General features: G+C 72.0%; 20 protein-coding genes and 1 tRNA gene. 10 read left to right on the forward strand and 11 right to left on the reverse strand.

All coding sequences use genetic code 11. The features are described 5' to 3' along the window. Positions 1-34: 34 nt before the first annotated feature. The 3 genes from ACZ7PG_RS03595 to ACZ7PG_RS03605 form a co-directional block, all read right to left on the reverse strand. Positions 35-112 (reverse strand) — tRNA-Arg (locus tag ACZ7PG_RS03595). Positions 113-198: 86 nt separating this feature from the next. Next, positions 199-954 carry a hypothetical protein gene (locus ACZ7PG_RS03600; protein WP_470237519.1) on the reverse strand — a complete coding sequence of 252 codons (756 nt, stop codon included), beginning with the start codon at positions 952-954 and terminating at the stop codon, positions 199-201. A gap of 33 nt (positions 955-987) precedes the next feature. Then, entirely contained in the window at positions 988-1,302 is a 315-nt protein-coding gene (locus ACZ7PG_RS03605; RefSeq protein WP_470237520.1) for a hypothetical protein, read from the reverse strand. An 83-nt stretch (positions 1,303-1,385) separates the two neighbouring features. Here ACZ7PG_RS03605 and ACZ7PG_RS03610 point away from each other — a divergent pair, with 83 nt between their 5' ends. Together ACZ7PG_RS03610 and ACZ7PG_RS03615 are read left to right on the forward strand one after the other, a co-directional pair. Next, positions 1,386-2,834 (forward strand): amidase, encoded by a 1,449-nt coding sequence (locus ACZ7PG_RS03610; RefSeq protein ID WP_470237521.1) that lies wholly within the window; start codon positions 1,386-1,388, stop codon positions 2,832-2,834. A gap of 149 nt (positions 2,835-2,983) precedes the next feature. Continuing rightward, positions 2,984-4,129 carry a hypothetical protein gene (locus ACZ7PG_RS03615; RefSeq protein WP_470237522.1) on the forward strand — a complete coding sequence of 382 codons (1,146 nt, stop codon included), beginning with the start codon at positions 2,984-2,986 and terminating at the stop codon, positions 4,127-4,129. Positions 4,130-4,173: 44 nt separating this feature from the next. Here the strand turns inward: ACZ7PG_RS03615 and ACZ7PG_RS03620 are convergent, their stop codons facing one another. Together ACZ7PG_RS03620 and ACZ7PG_RS03625 are read right to left on the reverse strand one after the other, a co-directional pair. Further along, positions 4,174-4,935, reverse strand: coding sequence for an SdrD B-like domain-containing protein (locus ACZ7PG_RS03620; RefSeq protein ID WP_470237523.1), 762 nt, complete (start codon positions 4,933-4,935; stop codon positions 4,174-4,176). A gap of 313 nt (positions 4,936-5,248) precedes the next feature. Then, positions 5,249-6,001, reverse strand: a complete 753-nt coding sequence (locus ACZ7PG_RS03625) for a helix-turn-helix transcriptional regulator (protein WP_470237524.1) — start codon at positions 5,999-6,001, stop codon at positions 5,249-5,251. Between the two features lie 92 nt (positions 6,002-6,093). Here ACZ7PG_RS03625 and ACZ7PG_RS03630 point away from each other — a divergent pair, with 92 nt between their 5' ends. Continuing rightward, entirely contained in the window at positions 6,094-7,023 is a 930-nt protein-coding gene (locus ACZ7PG_RS03630; RefSeq protein WP_470237525.1) for an NADP-dependent oxidoreductase, read from the forward strand. 3 nt (positions 7,024-7,026) lie between these two features. Here the strand turns inward: ACZ7PG_RS03630 and ACZ7PG_RS03635 are convergent, their stop codons facing one another. Both ACZ7PG_RS03635 and ACZ7PG_RS03640 read right to left on the reverse strand, forming a co-directional pair. After that, entirely contained in the window at positions 7,027-7,374 is a 348-nt protein-coding gene (locus ACZ7PG_RS03635; RefSeq protein WP_470237526.1) for a YybH family protein, read from the reverse strand. Between the two features lie 4 nt (positions 7,375-7,378). After that, a complete protein-coding gene (locus tag ACZ7PG_RS03640; protein WP_470237527.1) occupies positions 7,379-8,086 on the reverse strand; it encodes an SDR family NAD(P)-dependent oxidoreductase in 708 nt (235 codons plus the stop codon). A gap of 118 nt (positions 8,087-8,204) precedes the next feature. Here ACZ7PG_RS03640 and ACZ7PG_RS03645 point away from each other — a divergent pair, with 118 nt between their 5' ends. Beyond that, the gene (locus ACZ7PG_RS03645; RefSeq protein ID WP_470237528.1) at positions 8,205-9,179 is read left to right on the forward strand and encodes a LysR family transcriptional regulator; all 975 of its coding nucleotides are present in this window, start codon (positions 8,205-8,207) and stop codon (positions 9,177-9,179) included. Here the strand turns inward: ACZ7PG_RS03645 and ACZ7PG_RS03650 are convergent. Further along, complete coding sequence (locus ACZ7PG_RS03650; RefSeq protein WP_470237529.1) at positions 9,106-9,894, reverse strand: SDR family NAD(P)-dependent oxidoreductase; 789 nt, start codon at positions 9,892-9,894, stop codon at positions 9,106-9,108. The two genes, ACZ7PG_RS03645 and ACZ7PG_RS03650, sit on opposite strands and share 74 nt — an antisense overlap. 87 nt (positions 9,895-9,981) lie before the next feature. On the opposite strand from ACZ7PG_RS03650, the gene ACZ7PG_RS03655 reads away from it, so the two are divergent. Continuing rightward, a complete protein-coding gene (locus ACZ7PG_RS03655; RefSeq protein ID WP_470237530.1) occupies positions 9,982-10,884 on the forward strand; it encodes a LysR family transcriptional regulator in 903 nt (300 codons plus the stop codon). 275 nt (positions 10,885-11,159) lie between these two features. Next, complete coding sequence (locus tag ACZ7PG_RS03660) at positions 11,160-12,017, forward strand: helix-turn-helix domain-containing protein (protein ID WP_470237531.1); 858 nt, start codon at positions 11,160-11,162, stop codon at positions 12,015-12,017. A gap of 83 nt (positions 12,018-12,100) precedes the next feature. On the opposite strand, the gene ACZ7PG_RS03665 is transcribed toward ACZ7PG_RS03660, so the two are convergent. Together ACZ7PG_RS03665 and ACZ7PG_RS03670 are read right to left on the reverse strand one after the other, a co-directional pair. Beyond that, the gene (locus ACZ7PG_RS03665; RefSeq protein ID WP_470237532.1) at positions 12,101-12,424 is read right to left on the reverse strand and encodes a hypothetical protein; all 324 of its coding nucleotides are present in this window, start codon (positions 12,422-12,424) and stop codon (positions 12,101-12,103) included. Between the two features lie 67 nt (positions 12,425-12,491). Continuing rightward, positions 12,492-13,997, reverse strand: coding sequence for an MFS transporter (locus tag ACZ7PG_RS03670; RefSeq protein WP_470237533.1), 1,506 nt, complete (start codon positions 13,995-13,997; stop codon positions 12,492-12,494). A gap of 164 nt (positions 13,998-14,161) precedes the next feature. Between ACZ7PG_RS03670 and ACZ7PG_RS03675 the strand changes: the two genes are divergently transcribed. Beyond that, positions 14,162-14,581, forward strand: coding sequence for a hypothetical protein (locus ACZ7PG_RS03675; protein WP_470237534.1), 420 nt, complete (start codon positions 14,162-14,164; stop codon positions 14,579-14,581). On the opposite strand, the gene ACZ7PG_RS03680 is transcribed toward ACZ7PG_RS03675, so the two are convergent. Further along, positions 14,562-15,143 carry a TetR/AcrR family transcriptional regulator gene (locus ACZ7PG_RS03680; RefSeq protein ID WP_470237535.1) on the reverse strand — a complete coding sequence of 194 codons (582 nt, stop codon included), beginning with the start codon at positions 15,141-15,143 and terminating at the stop codon, positions 14,562-14,564. The two genes, ACZ7PG_RS03675 and ACZ7PG_RS03680, sit on opposite strands and share 20 nt — an antisense overlap. A 94-nt stretch (positions 15,144-15,237) precedes the next feature. Between ACZ7PG_RS03680 and ACZ7PG_RS03685 the strand changes: the two genes are divergently transcribed. From ACZ7PG_RS03685 to ACZ7PG_RS03695, 3 genes are all read left to right on the forward strand, one after another. Beyond that, positions 15,238-15,918 carry an SDR family NAD(P)-dependent oxidoreductase gene (locus ACZ7PG_RS03685; protein WP_470237536.1) on the forward strand — a complete coding sequence of 227 codons (681 nt, stop codon included), beginning with the start codon at positions 15,238-15,240 and terminating at the stop codon, positions 15,916-15,918. Positions 15,919-16,751: 833 nt separating this feature from the next. Then, on the forward strand, positions 16,752-17,639 hold the full coding sequence (locus tag ACZ7PG_RS03690; RefSeq protein ID WP_470237537.1) for a MurR/RpiR family transcriptional regulator: 888 nt from the start codon (positions 16,752-16,754) through the stop codon (positions 17,637-17,639). Between the two features lie 372 nt (positions 17,640-18,011). Further along, a complete protein-coding gene (locus ACZ7PG_RS03695; protein WP_470237538.1) occupies positions 18,012-19,247 on the forward strand; it encodes an IS30 family transposase in 1,236 nt (411 codons plus the stop codon). The last annotated feature ends 29 nt before the right edge of the window (positions 19,248-19,276 follow it).

Here is a 19,276-nt window from a genome sequence, read left to right on the forward strand (position 1 = left end):
GCGGCGCACCTGCTCCGCGCACCAGGACCGGGCCTGCCAGGGCGGCCGGATTCGAACCGGCGTGCACCGGATCCGCAGTCCGGGGCGCCTGCCTCTGCGCTACGACCCTGGCATTGCCGAGATCGTATCCTCCCGGCCGGGAGGGCCACGCGCGGAGTGCTCGACGACGGTCGGCAACCGCAACCGGCACAAGGGTTCTCACGAAGAAGGCGTGAGGTTCTGGCAAAGAGCAGGGGGAAATTTCGGCTCCACGGCCAGGATTTCGCCGCAGCCGCCGCCCTTGGCCGAGGCGAAGCTCGCCCAGCCGTTCCCCGCCCAGCGGTAGGCGACGCGGTTCGGGGACTGACCCGCGTGCCGCTGCAGGTCGTGGATCAGCCAGTTCTGGTCGCACGCCCGGGTCGTGCCCGGGTACTCCGCCTCCGCGCTGAACTCCGCCAGCGCGACCCACGCCCTGTCGCAGTGGTCGGCGGGCGGTTCGCACCCGAGCATCTTGTCGCACTGCTTCCAGCCGCCGGGGGCCGGATGCCAGGCGTCGCCCGCGTTGACGACCACCGGCCGCTTGCCGATCGGGGCTGCCGTCTTCATCGGGAAGTCGGCCGGGACCCGCCGGCAGTCCGCGCCGTCCTTGGTCTGGAACACGACGCCGGCGTCGATCCTGTCCGCGGTCTCGGTGACCTGGGCGTGCGGGCCGACGGCACAGCCGGGCAGGTCGACGTGCAGCACCGCACTGTGGTCGTCCGGGCCCGGCCGGATGTCGGTGACCCACGCGGACTCGTCCGCCCGCGGAACCGCCACCGGCGGAGTCACCACCACCGGTGGCGGCTCCGTGAACGTGGTCTTCGGCGTGGCCGTGCTCCGGTACGGGATGTTCATCGCCAGCACCAGCCAGAACACGAGCCCACCGGCGGCGAGCAGCCCGAAGCTCCACAGCACGGGTCTGACGAATCTCGACATCGACGTTTCCCCCTCACCGTTGCCGGCGGCAGCCTACCCGGGAACGCCGGCCTTCGTGCCCGTGATCAGCATCGCGTGCCCGAGCACCTTCGGATGCCGCAGCGGGAACGGCAGGGGCACGGCGTCGGCCAGGCTGCCGAACTCCGCGATCGCGGCTCCGGCCCGGCCGACCGCGTCCCGGACGTCGTCGAGCGAAGGGTAGAAAGCCGGGTCGCCGAAGAAATCCAAGAAGACGTACCCACCACCCGGCCGCCGGACCCGCAGTACGGCGCCGCTCAGCGCCGCGAACACGGCGAGCCGGGTGCTGCGGATCCAGGTGCGGTAGCGCGGTTTGCGCTCGCTCGACATCGGCCGATTCTACCGTTTCCCTCCGGCCCGTTGCACGAAATCGCATTTTGTGGCTCACCGGAGGGGCCCATAGTGTCGAATTCATGGAGTGGAACTTTCGGACGGCCGAAGAACTCGCGGCCGCCTTGCGGGCCGGTGAAGTGACCTCGGTGGACCTGACCGACGAGGCGATCGATCGCATCGAGCGGGACGACAAGGCGATCAACGCGATCTGTGTGCCGGACTTCGACCGTGCGCGGGCTGCCGCACGCCGTGCCGACGAGGCGCGCGCCCGCGGTGAGGACCGGCCGCTGCTCGGTATTCCGGTGACGGTCAAGGAGTCCTACGACGTCGCCGGGCTCCCCACGACCTGGGGCATGCCGCCGCACCGGAACTTCAGGCCGGCCGAGGACGCGGTGCAGGTGTCGCGGCTCAAGACCGCGGGCGCGGTGGTGCTCGGCAAGACCAACGTGCCGCTGGGACTGCAGGACATCCAGAGCTTCAACGAGATCTACGGCACCACCAACAACCCCTGGGATCACGGCCGCACGCCGGGCGGGTCCTCCGGCGGGTCGGCGGCGGCACTGGCGTCCGGGTTCGGCGCGCTGTCCATCGGCTCCGACATCGCCGGTTCGCTGCGCACCCCCGCGCACTTCTGCGGCATCTACGCCCACAAGCCGACGCTCGGGCTGGCGGCGAACCGCGGCATGGTCCCGCCGTCCGAGCCGGCCTTGCCCGTCGACCTCGACCTCGCCGTCGTCGGCCCGATGGCGCGCAGCGCCCGCGACCTCACGCTCCTGCTCGACGTCATGGCCGGACCGGACCCGCTGACGCTCGGCAAGGCGTACGACGTGACGCTGCCGCCCGCGCGCCACGGGCGGCTCGGCGACTTCCGGGTCCTGGTCCTCGACGAGCACCCGCTCATTCCGACCGCGTCCGCCGTGCGCGCGGGCGTGAACCGGGTGGCCGGCGCGCTCGCCGACGGCGGCGCCCGCGTCGAACGGCACAGTCCGTCAATGCCCGATCTGTCCGAAGCCGCGACGCTCTACATGCAGCTGCTGATTTCGAGCTCCACCGCGCGTTTCCCCGTCGATTCGATCGAGCAATTGCGCGCCCGCGTCGCCGGAATGGGCGCGGACGACAGTCTCGACGCCGTGCGGCTGCGCGCCATGCTGTTCAGCCACGCGGACTGGATGGCGGCGAACAACCGCCGTGAAGTCCACCGCCACGGCTGGCGGCAGCTGTTCACCGAGTTCGACGCGGTGGTGTGCCCGATCACGCCGACACCCGCGTTCCCGCACGACCACCACCCCAATCCCCTGGAGCGGCGCATCGACATCGACGGCGCCGAGTACCCGTACTTCGACCAGCTCGTCTGGGCCGGTGTGGCGACCATGCCGGGCCTGCCCGCCACCGCCATCCCGGCGGGCCGCTCCCCCGAAGGCCTGCCGGTGGGGGTGCAGCTGATCGGTCCGCAGTTCGAGGACCGCACTCCGCTGCGGCTGGCCGAACTGCTGGAGCAGGAAATCGGCGGCTTCCAGGCACCGAAGTAGTACTTTCGGCCGATGTCGGTCCGCAAAAACCCTCCGAAAGACGTGGGCCATTTCGGGGTTCTCGCTTCGGCTCCGCTTCCGCTGTCGATCACCGTCCTAATGTGGCGGTGCTTGGTGATCTTGAACCGGAACCGAAGAGGGGAACCACCTTGCCCGACCGGACCAGACTTCTCGGCAGAACGCTCGCTGCGGCGGGCACCGCGGCGGCACTCGCGCTCGCCACGGCCGTTCCCGCGGCCGCGGCGGCGCCATCCACCGTCGAGCAGGACGTCGCGCAGCTGTACCAGGACGTCACCGATCTCTACAACGGCCTGCCCGCGGACGCGCTGCGCAGTGTCGACCGGCTCATCGAGTCGCCGATCCCGCACATCGGCCCGCAGAGCCGGGCCGCGCAGGGCCCGATCCCGGGCTGCACCGAGGGTTCGCTGCTGACGTATGCGAACAAGCTCGCGGCCCAGCTCACGCCGCTCGAGAACCAGGCGTTCGACGCGCTGTCGGGGCTCAGCCAGCTGTACGTCCAGGGCGTCGCGTCCGACAAGACCCCGCAGGTCTTCGGCACCGACGGCCAGTACACCCCGCGTGCCACCGAAACCATCGACAAGCTGCGCGGCTTCTGGGACATCGAGAGCTGGAACATCCAGCTCGTCGCCTGGAAGGGCACCGATCTGGGCAGCCAGGCGAAGATGGCGCAGACCTTCAGCCTCGGCCTCGCACCGGCGAAGGTGAAGGCCGCCGCCGCGCTGGCGACCAAGGTGCTCTACGAAGTGCCGGCGCTGCAGGGCGGCCGCCACCCGCTGCTGACGTTGAACGCGTTCTCCGCCCCGGCCGACAGCCTGGGCGGCAAGCGCGTGGCCCTCGGCGACGGCCTCCTCGACACGGTGAACGCCCTCGGCTTCGACGACGTCTCGGTGGAGTCCGTGGTCGGCCACGAGTACGGCCACCAGGTCGACTTCGCCCACGAGAACTACCCGCGCAACGAGTCGTCCGAGATGGGCCCCGACGCCTACGGCGGCTACTTCGTCGCGCACGCCAAGGGCTTCGCGTGGAACGCCCGCACCCAGCAGGAGGTCACCTACCTCGACGCGTCCATCGGCGACTGCTTCCACAGCCACGGCACCCCCGACCAGCGCAAGGCCGCCGGAGCTTGGGGCGAGAAGCAGGCGACGAGCCAGGGCAACCCGAACCGGATCGTCCCGACCGCGACGATGATCGAGAAGTTCCAGAAGGAGTACCCGAAGCTGATGCCGCCGGCCGATCAGTCTGCGGTGGCAGGGGTGGCCGCTGCTCGCGGTTAGGCTCCCGGGCCGTCTCCCCCGAACCGAGGGAGACGGCCCGTTTTTCAGGGCTGGGGCTCGACTTCGCAGTCGAGGTAGAGGAGCCCGTTGGCGCTGACCTCGGTGGTCCCGACGTTGCCCCCGGAGGTCAGCCACCAGCCCGCCGGCGGTGTCACGCGGACCTCGTACTCGCCGACCGGCAGCCCGGTGAACCGGAAATCGCCGTTGCGGTCGGTGTAGGTGGTGGCCCGGCGCTCGATGTCGTACAGCCCGACCATGGTGATCTTGATGCCCTTGAGCCCCTCGCCCGGGTCCTTGCGCTGGTTTTCGTTCTTGTCGTAGTAGCCGGCTCCTTCCGACTCGCCGGTCAGTCCGGGCACGGACGCCCGGGCGACGCCGATGTTGTCCCGCGGGTCGGTGTCGCCGTTCTGAGCGGTGAAGCCATCGGCGATCGTCACCCGGCCGACGTTCGCGGAGCCGGCGGGCACAATGCCGCGCAGGACGACGCTGACCGTCTGACCCGCGGGGATGGTGATCCCCTCCTGGTCGTGGCCGACGCCGGCCCAGTCGGTGATCTCCAGCTCCCACGAGTCGCCGTTCCCGCCACTGTCGTTGACGACCTTGACGGCGTCGACCGAGCCCCAGTTCGCGAACTTGTAGGTGACCGTGGCGGTGTCACCGGCGTGGTAGGTGAGCTTGTCGAACCGGGTGGAAACGACGTGAACGTTCGGTTCCGCGGTCGCGGCGACGGCGGGCAGCGCGCCCGCGAGCAGGGCGGCCGAGCATGCCGCCGCGATGAATATGGGTTGTCTGAAACTGGAGAACATCGACACGACTCCCCTTCGTCCGGAGGCGGGAAGATCCCGCTCGGAGTTACACGCCGCTGCGGCGCGAAGGGTTTATCCGGAGTTGTGCCGGCAACGACCGGTGGGTGCGTTTCCACAGCCTGCCCGAATCCAAGCGCTATCCCGACGTCGACGCCGAGTACGACAAGCGACGAGGTCGAAACCGACCCGGACTTCCTCACCTACATCCACCTGTACGCCAGCCGCAGGCTTTGGGGGCCCGGTCTCGTGGACGACCTGCTCCGCGCCGCCGCCCCGACGCCCCGAAACGCCGTCACACCGGCTGGCTCTCCGTTCATCCCTCCGGCTTCTGAGCCACCGCGGAGCGGTACCGGCCCGGAGTCTGCCCGACCAGATCCGTGAACGCTTCGATGAAACTGGTCGGATTCGCCCAACCCAGCCGAATCGCCGTGTCCGTGACCGACGCTCCGTCGCCGAGTTCGAGCAACGCCCGCTGGATCCGCAGCAGCGTGCGCCACTGGTGGAAGCTCATCGACAGCTCGCTGCCGAACAACCGGCTGAGGGTTCGCTCGCTCGACCCCGTCCGGTGCCCCAGTTCCGCCAACGTCGCCGGGCTGGCCGGGTCAGCATGCAGCACATCGGTGACGGCCTTGAGGCGCGGGTCCCCCGGCTCCGGAAGGCGCAAGGGTTCCCGCGAGGCGCGGGAAAGCTCCGAGATGACGACCTCGAGCAGCAGACAGACACGAGCGGGGTCGTCGTCGCCGAGCAACGCCAGGTAAGCCTCCCGCATCAGCGCACTCGCCACGAACACCGAGGGCTCCGACGGCAGCCGCTCGGCCGAGGCCGCCGGGACCCGGAGCAGGCGGATGTCGGTCTCGCCGTGGGAACGGCTGCTGTGGACGTAAAACGGGGGCACCCATGTGATGCGGCTCGCCGGCGCCACCCACGTGCCGACCTGGGTCTTGGTGACCAGCGCTCCGGACGCTGCGTACCTGAGCTGTCCGAAATCGTGGCAGTGCGGGGCGACCTCCTCGCCGTGGACCAGGGGCCCGCAGGCGCCCGAAAACTCCTGAACACGTTCGGTCACGCCACCCACCCTAACCAAGTTTTGGCGGGTTTCCGGCGTTTCCTGGCGCGACACCGGTGGTACGCCCGCGCCGTGACGATCATCGTCGAGGTATGCGAACCATCACCCAGCACACGCTCGGCGGCCCCGACGTCCTCACCGTCGTGGACGCGCCGGAGCCGCGCGCCCGGCCGACCGAAGTCCTCGTCCGCGTCAAGGCGATCGGGCTGAACCCCCTCGAAGCGCGCCTGCGCGCCGGCGAGTTCCCGCTGCTCGGCCCGCCGCCGTTCACCCTCGGCTGGGACATCAGCGGCGTCGTCGAGGACGCGCCGCAGACCTGGCGGTTCCGGCCCGGCGACGAGGTGTTCGGGATGCCGCTGTTCCCGCAGGCGGCCAACGCATACGCCGAATTCGTGGCGGCGCCGGCATTGCACCTGGCGCGCAAGCCGGCGTCACTCTCGCACGTCGAGGCTTCGGCGTTGCCGATCGTCGGGCTGACGGCGTGGCAGGGCCTCGTCGACCTCGGCGGCGTCAGCGCGGGCGACCGCGTCCTGGTCCACGGCGGTGGCGGCGGGGTCGGCCACGTCGCCATCCAGATCGCGAAATCCCGCGGCGCGCACGTGATCACGACCGCCGCCGGGAGCATCCGGGAGTTCGTCGCGGGGTTCGGCGCCGACGAGGTGATCGACTACACGACGGTCGACTTCGCCGAGGTGGTCCGCGACGTCGACGTCGTGCTCGACACGATCGGCGGCGACACCGCCGAGCGCTCGCTCGCGGTGCTCCGCCCCGGCGGCCACCTGGTGACGGCGGTCGCCGAGGAGGACTCGGCGCTCATCGCCAAGTTCGAGGCAGCCGGCCTGCGCTTCAGCGGCATCGCGGTCGACCCGGATCCGATCGCGCTGCGCGGGCTCGTCGACCTCGTCGAGCGGGGCAGGCTCCGGGTCCACGTGCAGGAGACGTTCCCGTTCGAGCGCGTCGCCGACGCCCACCGGCTCCTCGACGGCGGTCACCTCCGGGGCAAGGTCGTCCTCACCGTGTGACCGTCAGAGCCGCGATACCTGGTAGTGCGCGATCAGCCACTTCTCCCCGGCCCGGCGGACGATCACGCCGAGCTGCACCGAGATCGTCGGCCGGTCCGGGAAGGTGAAGTCGACGCTCGCGTACCCGAGCACCACGTCGTCGGCCAAGGTGCGGGTCTCCACGATCCGGTACTCCGCGATCATGCCGAGCGGCTGGGAGTCATAGTACGCCGCCACGCCGTCGCGGCCCACCGTGTACGGGTGGAGGCCCTGGAAGATCGCGTCTTCGGTGAAGTTCTCCGCCACCCGCTTCGGGTCGTGCGCGTCGACCGCCGACTTCCAGGCGTCCAAGACTCCGGTCAGGATGCTCATGACGTCAGTGTCCCGCGCTCTGGCCGCCGTCGACGTGCAGGATCTCGCCGGTCACGAACGGCGCGCCCTCCAGGTACACGATCGCGTCGACGATGTCGCTCGTGTCGCCCATCCGCCCGACCGGGTGCAGGCCCGCGAGCGCGTCGTGCGTCGACGCCGGGTGCATCGGGGTGCGGATGATGCCCGGCGACACCGCGTTCACGCGGATCCCGCGCGTCGCGTACTCGATGGCGAGGGACTTCGTGACCGCGTTCAGGCCGCCCTTGGTCAGCGACGCCAGCGCCGACGGCACCGCGCTGTTCGCGTGGTCGGTCAGGCTGGTCGTGATGGTGACGACGTGCCCGCCGCCGACCTCCAGCATCGCGGCGATCGCGCGCTGGGTCACCTCGAAGAAGCCGCGCTGGTTGACGCCGGTCACGAGGTCGAAGTCGGCCGCCGTGTACTCGGTGAACGGCTTCGCGATGAAGACGCCGGCGTTGTTGACCAGCGCGTCCACGCGGCCGAACGTCGCGAGTGCCTGGTCGATCACGCGGGCGCCGACGGCCGGGTCGGCGATGTCGCCCGGGACGGCCAGGATCCCGGCGTCGCCCGACGGGGTGATCGAGCGCGAGTTCGCGACGACGGCGTAACCGAGCTTGCGGTACGCCTCGACCACGGCCGCGCCGATGCCCTGGGAAGCGCCGGTGACGACCGCGACCTTCTGCGTGTTCATGGTTCCTCCTGGTGAGTGGACTTCCTGAGCCGAGGATGTGCCGGGTGTGAACCGGTGCGCCACGACCGGTTCGCTCACAGCTGGGAGGCCCCGGCTCCCACCGCACTAAGCTGCCCGTATGGAGCTACGCCAGCTTCGGTACTTCGTGGCGGTCGCCACAGAACTGAACTTCGGCCGGGCCGCGGAGCGGTTGCGCATCGCCGGACCTTCGCTGTCCCAGCAGATCAAGGCGCTCGAACGCGACCTCGGCGTCCGGCTCTTCGACCGCGACCGCCGCTCGGTGACGCTCACCGAGTGCGGCGAGTCGCTGCTGCCGCGGGTGCTCGCGCTGCTGGAGCAGGCGGACGAGCTGCGCCGCTCGGCCGCGGGGATCGCCGCGCGCGAGCCAGTGCGGCTGGGGTACGTCAACTGGCACCCCGCCGACCTGCTCGACCGCGTCGCGGGCGTCGCGCACCTGCACGTCGACACGTGGGTGCTGCCCTCGCACGCCCAGCTGCGGCGGGTCGCCGACCAGAGCATCGACCTGGCGATCTGCTGGGCGCGGGCCGCCGACCTGGCCGAGCACGACCTCGAAGCCCGCCTGCTCGGCGCCGACCGCCTCCACGCGATCGGCACCGGCGGCGCCGAGGTGGCGGCGAAGGACGTCGTCGTGCTCGTCGACGCCGACACCGCCAGCTGGGCCTCCTGGAACGACTACGCCGAGGAGTTCGCGCGGGTCACCGGCGCCCAGGTCGTGCCCACCCACGACGGCGGCGTCACCGGCCCGGCGTTCTTCGACCACGTCCGCCGGCTGCGGCGCCCGGTGCTCAACTCCCCCAAGGGCCAGACGACGCCGGTGCCGCCGGACCTCGCGCGCCGGGCGGTGACCGGCCCGGCGCCGCTGTGGACGTGGTCGCTGGTGTCCCGCCGCGACGAAACCCGCGCCCCGGTCCTGGCGACGATCGCGGCGCTGGCCCGGGACGTCGGCCCGCTGGACCTCGACACCGGGTGGGTGCCCGCGGACGACCCGCACGCGGGCCTCAGCCGAACGCCCGCACCGCCACGTCCTGCCAGTCTTCCCACGTCTTCAACCGGTCCTGGTACTCCTCGGTGACCGCCGGCAGGGACTTGCCGAGGAACATCCGCAGCGGCGGGTCGGCGGCGTCGACGAGCTCGAGGACGGCCGCCCGGGTCGCGTACGGGTCGCCGACGTCCCACTGGCCTTCTTCGACGGCCGGGTAGTCCGGGTTGGCCGTGCTCCGGCGCGAGCCGACGCCGAGCCAGTCCGTCGCGTAGGGGCCCGGCTCCAGGTTGGTGACGTGGATGCCGAACTCCGCGACTTCCTGGGCCAGGGACTGGGAAAGCCCTTCCAGCGCCCACTTCGACGCGTGGTAGGCGCCGATGCCGGGGAACGCGACGACGCCGCCCTCGCTGGTGACCTGGATGATGTGCCCGCGGCGCCGCGCCCGCAGGATCGGCAGCGCCGCCTGCGTGACCCAGAGCGCGCCGAAGAAGTTCGTCTCCAGCTGGGCGCGGACGTCGTCTTCGCTCAGCTCTTCGACGCGGCCGAAGTGGCCGTAGCCGGCGTTGTTGACCACGACGTCCAGTCCGCCGAAGTGGTCCGCGGCGCGCTGGACTGCGGCGAACGCGGCTTCGCGGTCGGTGACGTCCAGCCGCAGCGGCAGCACGGCGTCGCCGTAGCGCTCGGCGAGATCGGCCAGGTCGGCGGGGTTGCGGGCGGTCGCGGCGACCCGGTCGCCGCGGTCGAGGGCGGCTTCGGCCCAGTGGCGGCCGAAGCCCTTCGAGGATCCTGTGATGAACCAAATCATGCTTCCATGGTGAGCCCGTCCAGCCATGAGCACCAGCGATGTCTTCGCACATCTGCTGTGCGCATTGCGCATGGCTAGGCTGACGGCATGGCAGAAGTGACGCTGACCGGCCTGCGGGTGATCCGCGAGGTGGCGGCCACGGGTTCGTTCACCGCGGCGGCCGCCTCCCTGGGGTACACGCAGTCCGCCATCTCGCGGCAGGTGGCGATGATGGAAGCCGCCGCGGGCACGGCGTTGTTCGAGCGGCACGCCCGCGGGGTGCGGCCGAGCCCGGCCGGGGCGCTCCTGGCCCGGCACGCCACCACCGCGCTGGCGGTCGTCGACACCGCGGAGCAGGAGCTGGCCGGCCTGGCCGACCGGCTGGCGGGGCGCCTGTCGATCGGCGCCTTCCCGGCCGCGGCGGCGGTCCTGGTCCCCCGGGCGCTCGCCGTCCTGCGGACCCGCCATCCCGGGCTGGCCGTCACGCTCGAGGAGGGGGCGACCCCGGCGCTGCTCGCCCGGCTCCGCGGCGGGCGCACGGAGGTCGTGGTGATCGGCGTCGGCGCCGGGCTGCCCGGCTACGACCTCGCCGGCCTGCACCAGGACGTCCTGACCGAGGACGACCTGCGCGTCGCGGTCCCGGCCGGGCACCGGCTCGCCCACCGGCGCCGGGTGGACGTCACCGACCTGCGCGACGAGACGTGGATCGCGGGCCGCGGCGGACGCGGAGAGCCGCAGTTCGGCGCGTGGCCGACCCTGGACGAGCCTCGCGTCGGTCACGCGGTCCGCAGCTGGACCACGCGGCTGGGCATGGTGGCGGCCGGGCTGGGCATCACGCTGCTGCCGGGCGTGGCGGCCGCGTCTGTGCCCGCGGGGGTCGCGGTCGTGTCCGTCGAGGACCCGGCGTGGCGCGGGCGGTCGGCGGTGGTCGTTACGCGGCCGGGCCGCTCGGCGGGCGCCACCGCCGTGGTCGACGCGCTGCGGGAGCAAGCGGCCGAGCTACGCAGCTGAGCGGGGGCGCGGGCGGTCCGCAGTGGTCATCACCCGCCCGGGTCGCTCGGCGGGTGCCACCGCCGTGGTCGACGCGCTGCGGGAGCAAGCGGCCGAGCTACGCGGCTGAGCGGGGGGCGCGGGCGGTCCGCGGTGGTCGTTACGCGGCCGGGCCGCTCGGCGGGCGCCACCGCCGTGGTCAGCGCGCTGCGGGAGCAAGCGGCCGAACTACGCGGTCGACCGGGGGAAGGAACTCGCCCACCCACGGCCGGTGCGGCCGGGGGACAATCGGGGGTATGGAGCCCACCGGCCGGCCCAAGGAGCTCGGCGACTTCCTCAAGGCACGCCGGTCCCAGCTGACCCCGCACGACGTCGGCCTGCCGGACGCGGCCGCGCCGCGGCGGGTGGCCGGACTCCGCCGGGAGGAAGTCGCGCAGCTCGCCGCGATCAGCGTCGACTACCTGACGCGGCTCGAACAGGGACGCGTGCAGGCCTCTTCGTCGGTCCTCGCCACGCTCGCCCGCGCGCTCCGGCTGAGCGACGATCAACAGTCCTATGTGTACGAACTGGCCGGCAAGCCCTTCCGCCGGCCGCGGCGCCGGGCGGGTGAAAAGCTGCGCCCCGCCATGAAAAGGCTTCTCGACCGGCTGGCGGAGACACCCGCGATCGTGCTGGGTCACCGCCTCGACGTGCTCGCGTGGAACGAGTCGGCGGCCGCGCTGTTCACCGACTTCGCCCGCTATCCGGCGAACCGCCGCAACTACGTGTACCTGCTCTTCGCCGACCCGCAGGTGCGCGCCCTCCACACCGACTGGGAAGAAGCGGCCCGCACGGCGGTGGCGGCGTTGCACCTGGAGGCCGCGCGCGACCCGGACGCGCCGGAGCTGGCCGACCTCGTCGGCGAGCTCGCGGTGCACCACCCGGAGTTCCGCACGTGGTGGGCGGCCCACCACGTGACGAGCGCGGGTTACGGCGTCAAGCGGTACCGCCATCCGGTGGTCGGCGACCTGACGCTGGACTGCGACATGTGGGAAAGCCCGGACGGCAGCGGCCAGCGGCTGATGGTCCTGACGGCGGAGCCGGGCTCGCCCGCCCACGAAGCACTGCGGATCCTGGCGTCGTGGACGGCCGAACCCGCCGGGCGCCGACCCTGATCGAGCCGGGCGATCCCTGCTGACGTCGACGGCCGTGAACGGGCTGTGGCGCGCCGGGTCCGCAGCCGGACCGGCGCCCCGGCTCAGCTGCTGTGCACGTCGTACGTCAGGTGGTAGTCCGCGCCCTTCAAGGCGTTGAAGAACGCCGTCAGCGTCCCGATTCCCGCCTGCGTGTCCGTGATCGTCACCGTGCCGAGGTTGTCGTCCTTGCCGCTGTCCTCGTCGATCAGCGTCACCTTCACCGAGCTCGTGAACGCGCGCAGCGTGTTGAGCGTGACGTCGTCTCCCTTGCCCAGCTTGTGCGGGCCCGAGACGGTGACGCCGTTCATCTGCACGACGACGTCGTCCTTCCCGATCACGTCGTCCTTCTTGACGCACTTCAGGGTCTTGATGTGGAGCTGGGTCATGGTCCCTCCAGGACAATCGTGGTTGTACTGAAGACCAAGGGACCGGCGGCCGCTCCCAGATACACGCCTAGCGGCGCAGCAGTACCGCCGCCGCGGCGGCGCCGGCCACCACGACGGCCGCCAGTGCCAGCATGCTGATCCCCATGCCGTGCGCGAAAGCCGCGCGCGCGGACGCCGCCAGGCGCTCCCCCGCCGGGCCCGTCGCGACCGCGAGCGCACCCGCCAGCGAGCCTTCCGCCACCTCGCGCGCGGGCGGTGCCAGCGCCGCCGTCGCCGGGCGGACCGCATCCGTGTAGCCGGCGGAAAGGACGCTGCCCACGAGCGCGATCCCCAGTGCCGCCCCGACTTCGCGCGTCGCGTCGTTGACCGCCGAGGCCACGCCGTAATGCGACGGCGGCACGTTGTCGAGGATCGCGCTCGTCGCCGCCGGGGCCGTCACCCCGATCCCCGCGCCGAGGACGCACACCGCGATCGCCAAGGCGGCGTAGTCACTTCCCGCGTCCAACTGTCCGATGAGGACCATCCCGAGGACGACGACGGCGAGCCCGGTGCACGTCACCGCCCGCAGCCCGAACCGGCGGACCAGCGGCGCCGAAGCCAGCGACAGCGGGAACAGCGTCACCGCGACCGGCCACAGCGCCAGCCCCGACGCCAGCGCCGAATACCCCCGCACCAGCTGGAGGTACTGGGCCAGCGCGTAGAACATCCCGAACGCCGCGGTGAACTGCACGGTCACCGAGACCGAGCCGGCCGCGAAAGCCGCGTCGCCGAACAGGCGGACGTCCAGGAGCGGGGACGCGCGCCGCAGCTCGTACCCGGCGAACAGCGCGCCCAGCACCAGCCCACCCGCGATCGAGCCGAGCACGGTTCCGTTGCCCCAGCCCAGATCGGCGACGCGCAGGATGCCGAACACCACCGCGCCGATCGCCGAGGCGCTCAGTACCGCGCCGACGACGTCGAACCCGTGGGGACGGCGGTCGCGCGACGTCGGCACCGTCAGGCTCGCGGCCACCAGGACCACCGACAGCACCGCCGGCCCGAGGAACACCGAATGCCACGAAAAGCTCCGCAGCAGCACCCCGGCGAGCACCAGCCCGCCGAGCCCGCCGACGCCGGCCACCGCGGCCCAGATCCCGACCGCGCGACCGCGGCGTCCCGGCGGGAAGCTCGCGGTGATGATCGACAGCGTGGCCGGCATGATCATCGCCGCGCCGAGCCCGGTGACGGCCCGGGCCGCGATGATCCACGACGCCGTGCCGAGGAACACCGGCGCGGCGCAGCCGGCGGAGAACACCAGCAAGCCGAGGACGAGCACCCCGCGGCGCCCGTACCGGTCGCCCAGCGCGCCGGCCGGCAGCACCAGCGCGGCCAGCACCAGCGTGTAGACGTCGACGATCCAGGTCTGCCCGGCCTGGCTCGCGCCGGTGTCGGCGGCCAGCGCGGGCAACGCCGCGTTCACGATCGTCACCATGGCGATCACCAGGCCGACCGCCGTGCACATCACGCCGACCGTCCACGCGCGGCGGCCGGTCGACAGGACGACCTCCTCGGCGGCCTCGGGCTCCGCGCGCATGCACCCCGCTCCTCGTCCTCGGCACCGGTCCCCCGACGCTACGTCCGGGTACCGAGACTCACGGCCGGGTCCCGTCTCGGTTCCCGGACGGCTGGTCACCCGTTCGTGGCAACAAGACAGGGACGACACTGGGGGGACCGCCGCAGCGCCCCGAAAGGACTCCGATGACCCCCTCGCCGACCGACCTGCACGAGCTCCTCAGCGCGCGCGGCTGGTCCCTCGACGGCGAACGCGACCCCGGCGACCCGGCGTTCCCCGACGACCCGGAAGCCGGCTGGCACTACCCGGCCACGTTCGGCGGCCGGCACCTCAACGCGATCGGCTCCGCGACGCCGTCGCGGCTGCAGTGCTACTTCACGCTCGACGGCGAAGGCGCCGCCGTGGTCGCGCTCCTCCCGGCCGGGAACGTGCTCCGCAACGGCTGTCCCGAGCACGACACGGACGAGCGGCACGTCGACGTCGAGCGGATCGCCGCGGAACTCGACGTCTGGGAGCCACGGGCCCGGGAGCTGGACCCGCGAGCGCTCGTCGAGTGCCTGTTCTTCGGGCCGTGCCCGGACGGCGTCAGCTCGCGCGAGGCTTGAGGACGTCCTCGACGAGCGTGCTCACCATGCCGCGGGGGATGCTCGCGCCGGTCAGGGCGCAGTAGACGATCGGGCCGACCAGTGCGTCCAGGGCGGCGTCCGGCCCGAGCCCCGGTGAGATCTCCCCCGCGTCGATCGCGCGGGTGAGCAGGGCGCGTTCCTCGTCGCGGCGCGGACCGAGGTAGCGCTCGTGGAAGCTCCGGGCCGTGGCGGGGTCGTGCTGCGCCTGGGCGAGCAGTGTGAGCAGGACCTTGCCCGCCGGGTCGCGGGTGAGGAACCGCGCGAACGCCCGCAGGTAGCCGCGGATGCCGTCCGCCGTGGGCTTGTCGGCCGGGACCGGGAAGCGCTTGGCGCTGTCCTCGATCAGCGTGTCGAGGAGGATCTCGACCTTGGACGGCCACCAGCGGTAGATCGTCTGCTTCGCGACGCCGGCCCGGCGCGCGATCGCCTCGACGGTCAGGGCGGCGAAGCCGTGCTCGACGAGCAGGTCGTCGGCGGCGTGCAGCACGGCCAGGCGCGCGGCCTCGTCGCGCCGGTTGCCGGAGCGGGGGCGGTCGGTCATGCGGACACGATAGCGCCTCTGTCGAGACGCAACGTCTTGTCTAGACGCAACGTCGCGTCTAGTCTCGGGGTTCCGACCCACCGAAGGAGTACCCGTGTCCCCCAACCAAGCCCTCGTCGTCGGCGCCTCCCGGGGCCTGGGGCTCGTCCTCGCCGCCGAGCTCGTGCGCCGCGGCCGCCACGTCATCGCCACCACCCGCCGCGACAGCGCCGACCTGCGCGCCCTCGCTTCCGGCGGCCGGCTCGAGATCGAGCCGTTGGAGATGACGAGCGCCGGCGAGCTGGCCGCGTTGCGCGAGCGCCTGGCGGGGCGCCGGCTCGACCTGCTCTTCGTCAACGCCGCGATCGACCGCGGGAACGCGCCGATCGGCGACGTCCCGGTCGAGGTGTTCACCGAGGTCATGGTCACCAACGCGCTGAGCCCGCTGCGGACCGTCGAGGCCCTCGGCGACCTCGTGGTGCCCGGCGGCACCGTCGCGGTCATGTCGTCCGAGCAGGGCAGCGTCTCGCTCAACACCGAGGACGGCTACGAGCTGTACAAGGCCAGCAAGGCCGCACTCAACCAGCTGATGCGCAGCTACGCGACGCGGACCGCCGGCGACGGGCGGACCAAGCTGCTCATCGACCCCGGCCACAACCGGACGCGCCTCGGCGGCCCCGACGCGCCACTCGCGCCCGAAGAGAGCGTCCCGGCGGTCGTCGACGTCCTCGAAGCCCAGGCCGGCACGCCCGGCCTGCGGTTCCTGGACCGGCACGGCGAGCCCGTGCCGTGGTAGCGCTCAGCCGGCGTCGAGGACCGCGGACCGGCACAGCCGGAGCAGGGTCGCGCGCAGGTCGTCCTGGCTCAGGTGGTCCAGCCGGCGGTTGACCACGCCGAGGTCGCTGATCAGCCCAGTACGCGGCCTGCCGGCCGACCGTCGGCGCCAGGGCGTCGAGCTCGCGGGCGATCTTCTCGTGACGGCGCACGATCGGGTCACAGGCGGGCACGGGCTACGTCGCGGGCTGTGCGTCGCGCGGCTGCTGGACGACGGCTACGACGTGCGCCCCACGGTCCGTGACGCGAGCCGGGGCGAGCGGGTCCGGCGGCCGCTCGGCTCGCGGGCCGGCACCCTCGAGTTCGCGGTCGCGGACCTGATGTCCGACGACGGCTGCGCGTACGTGCTCCACGAGACACTGTGGACGGACCTCAACGCCCCCGGCCTGCCCGCGTACCGCCGCTCGAAGACTGCCGCCGAGCTTGCGGCGTGGGAGTTCATGGTCGCACTCGACGGGCCGATGACGCTGACGACGGTCCTGCCCGGCGCGGTGTTCGGCCCGATCCTGTCCGCGGACACGCTGGGCTCGACGCGGATCATCGCGCGCCTGCTGGCGGGTCTGGGCGACGCCGCCCGGAAGGTCCCGAAGCGGCAACTGCCGGACATCGCCGTGCGGGCGGCGGCGCTGTTCGACGTTCGCTTCGCGAGATCATGCCGGGCTTGGAGCGGCGCAACCGGCACAGCATCGAGAAGGCCCGTTCGGCGCTGGGGTGGACCCCGCGGCCGGCGCGGACGAGCGTCGTGGACTGCGGCAGGAGTCTGCTCGAGCACGGGGTCGTGGGTACGCTTCCGGGGTGAGTGGTCAGGAAGAAGGTCGGGGCCCGCTGGCCGAGCGGATCGGGCAGCGGATCGGCGGGCTGTCGGCCGCCGAGCGGCGGGTGGCCGAGTACCTGTGGAAGCACCCCGGGATGATCGTGCTGTCGACCGCCGGGGAGCTCGGCGAGCTGAGCGGCACCAGCGACGCCACCGTCATCCGCACGGTCAAGTCCCTCGGCTACTCGGGCCTGCCCGAGCTCAAGCGCGCGGTGGGCCGGCACGTCGTGTCCGACACGCCCGCCACCCGTCTGCGGCACCGCGTCGAGGAGGCCGGCGACGACACCGCCTCCCAGCTCGACCAGCTGCTCGCGGAGTCCGTCGACCGCCTGACGGAGACCCGCCGGCTGCTCACCGAGCCCGCTTTCACCCGGGCCGTCGACCTGCTTTCCGGCGCGCGTGAGGTGCTCGCGTACGGCCTCGGCATCGCGGAGCTCCCCATGCGCTACCTCGCGACACGGCTCCAGCGCCTCGGCCGCCGGGCACGCAGCACGTCGGCGACGGGGTTCCGGCTCGCGGACGAGCTGCTGCCACTGGAGCCGGGCGACGTGTTCGTGCTGAACGCCCCCGAGCGCCTGCTCCCGGACATGACGACGGCACTCCGCCACGCGCGCGCGTCCGGCGCGGGGGTCCTGCTGCTGACGGACTCGCTGGGGGCCACTTTGGACAGTCAGGTCGACGTGACGCTGCCGGCCGTGCGGTCGTCGACGGGGCTGACGCAGGAGGGGCTCAGCACGACGCTGGTGCTGGACTGCCTGCTGCTGGCGGTGGCGAAGCGCGACCCGGGCGCGGTGTCGGCGAACACGGAACTGCTGGCCGACCTGCGCGACCGGTTGGCGCCGCGGGACATGCGCTCACGCCGCACCTGACGCGGCTCAGTGGCGGGCGCGGCCGACTCCGCGGCTAGCCGACCTGCGCGACCGGCTGACGCCACACGACATGCGCTCACGCCACACCTGACACGGGACAGCAGCAGCAAGGCCAACTCCACGGCTAGCCAACCTGCGCGACCGGCTAGCGCCACGCGACACGCGCTCACGCCACACCCGACGCGGCTCAGCGGCAGCGCGGCCGACTCCGCAGCTTTCCACAGGGCGGGCGTGTTGTGCACAAACCCGCCGCCGCAAGAGCTTTCCGGCCGCGTTGTCGGTGTGCGCCGGTAGACTGGAGCAGGGCACGCCCCCCTTGGGAAGGCGGTTTCTAGGGGTGGTTGCAACACCTGAGTGTTCAGGAGTTGCCTCATGTCCAGACACGATCGAGACCGGGCCTTGAGCAGCGCCGCATGTAGACCTGATCGGCGTGGCCAAGCGTTAACCATCGAACGGGTGACCTACTTTGCCCTGGAGGACGCAGGAACAGGCAGCAGGGAAGCGGCCCGGCAGGTCGGGATCAACTACCGGACCGCGAAACGCTGGCGCGCCGAGGCCGCCCAGGCCGCGACGACGCCGACCGAGGTGTCCTCGCGGTTCTTGAGCTTGGACGAGCGGATCCGGATCGCCGACCGCCTCCGCCAGCCCGGGATCTCGCTGCGGGCGATCGCGACCGAGCTGGCCCGGCCGGTCTCGACGATCAGCCGGGAGCTGGAGCGCAACCAGCAGCCCGATGGCACCTATCAGCCCCACACCGCCCACGAGCTGGCCACCGCGCGGCGGACCCGCCCGAAGGTCAGCAAACTGACCGCGGACCCGGCATTGCGGGCCATCATCCAGGATGGGCTGGATCAGCGATGGAGTCCGCAGCAGATCACCCGCCGGCTCCGCCGTGACCATCCCGACCGGCCGGAGTGGCATGTGACCTGCGAAACGATCTACCAAGCCTTGTATATGCAGGCCAGGGGCGGGCTGCGGCGCGAAGTCGCTGGCTGGCTACGCACCGGCCGCATCCAGCGGCGCCCGCATGCCCGCCCGGATCAGCGCAGGCCGCGAATGGCCACCCCGATGGTGCTGATCAGCGACCGGCCCGCGGAGGTCACGGATCGGGCGGTGCCCGGGCACTGGGAAGGCGACCTGATCATGGGCGCCCACAACCGGTCCGCGATCGGCACTCTGGTGGAACGCAACACCCGCTACGTGATGCTGCTGCACCTGCCCGAGGGCTACACCCCGACCCTGGTCCGCGACGCCCTCATCGCCAAGATCGCCACGCTGCCCGAGCAACTGCGGCGGTCGCTGACCTGGGATCAGGGCAGCGAGATGCACCTGCACAGCCAGTTCACCCAGGCCACGACCATGCCGGTCTACTTCTGCGACCCGCACGCACCCTGGCAACGCGGATCCAACGAGAACACCAACGGTCTGCTACGCCAGTACTTCCCCAAAGGCACCGACCTCGCCATGCACACCGCCGGACGCCTCGATGCCGTCACGGTTGAACTCAACGACCGTCCCCGGATGACTCTCGGCTGGGACAGTCCGGCTGAACGCATGACACGCTTGCTCAGCACCACCCACCAGCAGCAGCGTTGCAACGACCGCTAGAAACCGCCGAAGGGCGGGGGCGCGGGGTC

Source organism: Amycolatopsis sp. NPDC114504 (assembly GCF_055633595.1).

Bases quoted from the DNA above. Each gene is read 5' to 3' on its own strand.
- ACZ7PG_RS03660 (WP_470237531.1), top strand. From the start codon at position 11,160: ATGGAGCCCACCGGCCGGCCCAAGGAGCTCGGCGACTTCCTCAAGGCA.
- ACZ7PG_RS03630 (WP_470237525.1), top strand. From the start codon at position 6,094: ATGCGAACCATCACCCAGCACACGCTCGGCGGCCCCGACGTCCTCACC.
- ACZ7PG_RS03650 (WP_470237529.1), bottom strand. From the start codon at position 9,894: ATGATTTGGTTCATCACAGGATCCTCGAAGGGCTTCGGCCGCCACTGG.
- ACZ7PG_RS03655 (WP_470237530.1), top strand. From the start codon at position 9,982: ATGGCAGAAGTGACGCTGACCGGCCTGCGGGTGATCCGCGAGGTGGCG.
- ACZ7PG_RS03675 (WP_470237534.1), top strand. From the start codon at position 14,162: ATGACCCCCTCGCCGACCGACCTGCACGAGCTCCTCAGCGCGCGCGGC.
- ACZ7PG_RS03640 (WP_470237527.1), bottom strand. From the start codon at position 8,086: ATGAACACGCAGAAGGTCGCGGTCGTCACCGGCGCTTCCCAGGGCATC.
- ACZ7PG_RS03670 (WP_470237533.1), bottom strand. From the start codon at position 13,997: ATGCGCGCGGAGCCCGAGGCCGCCGAGGAGGTCGTCCTGTCGACCGGC.
- ACZ7PG_RS03620 (WP_470237523.1), bottom strand. From the start codon at position 4,935: ATGTTCTCCAGTTTCAGACAACCCATATTCATCGCGGCGGCATGCTCG.
- ACZ7PG_RS03635 (WP_470237526.1), bottom strand. From the start codon at position 7,374: ATGAGCATCCTGACCGGAGTCTTGGACGCCTGGAAGTCGGCGGTCGAC.
- ACZ7PG_RS03680 (WP_470237535.1), bottom strand. From the start codon at position 15,143: ATGACCGACCGCCCCCGCTCCGGCAACCGGCGCGACGAGGCCGCGCGC.
- ACZ7PG_RS03645 (WP_470237528.1), top strand. From the start codon at position 8,205: ATGGAGCTACGCCAGCTTCGGTACTTCGTGGCGGTCGCCACAGAACTG.
- ACZ7PG_RS03605 (WP_470237520.1), bottom strand. From the start codon at position 1,302: ATGTCGAGCGAGCGCAAACCGCGCTACCGCACCTGGATCCGCAGCACC.
- ACZ7PG_RS03665 (WP_470237532.1), bottom strand. From the start codon at position 12,424: ATGACCCAGCTCCACATCAAGACCCTGAAGTGCGTCAAGAAGGACGAC.
- ACZ7PG_RS03610 (WP_470237521.1), top strand. From the start codon at position 1,386: ATGGAGTGGAACTTTCGGACGGCCGAAGAACTCGCGGCCGCCTTGCGG.
- ACZ7PG_RS03695 (WP_470237538.1), top strand. From the start codon at position 18,012: ATGTCCAGACACGATCGAGACCGGGCCTTGAGCAGCGCCGCATGTAGA.
- ACZ7PG_RS03600 (WP_470237519.1), bottom strand. From the start codon at position 954: ATGTCGAGATTCGTCAGACCCGTGCTGTGGAGCTTCGGGCTGCTCGCC.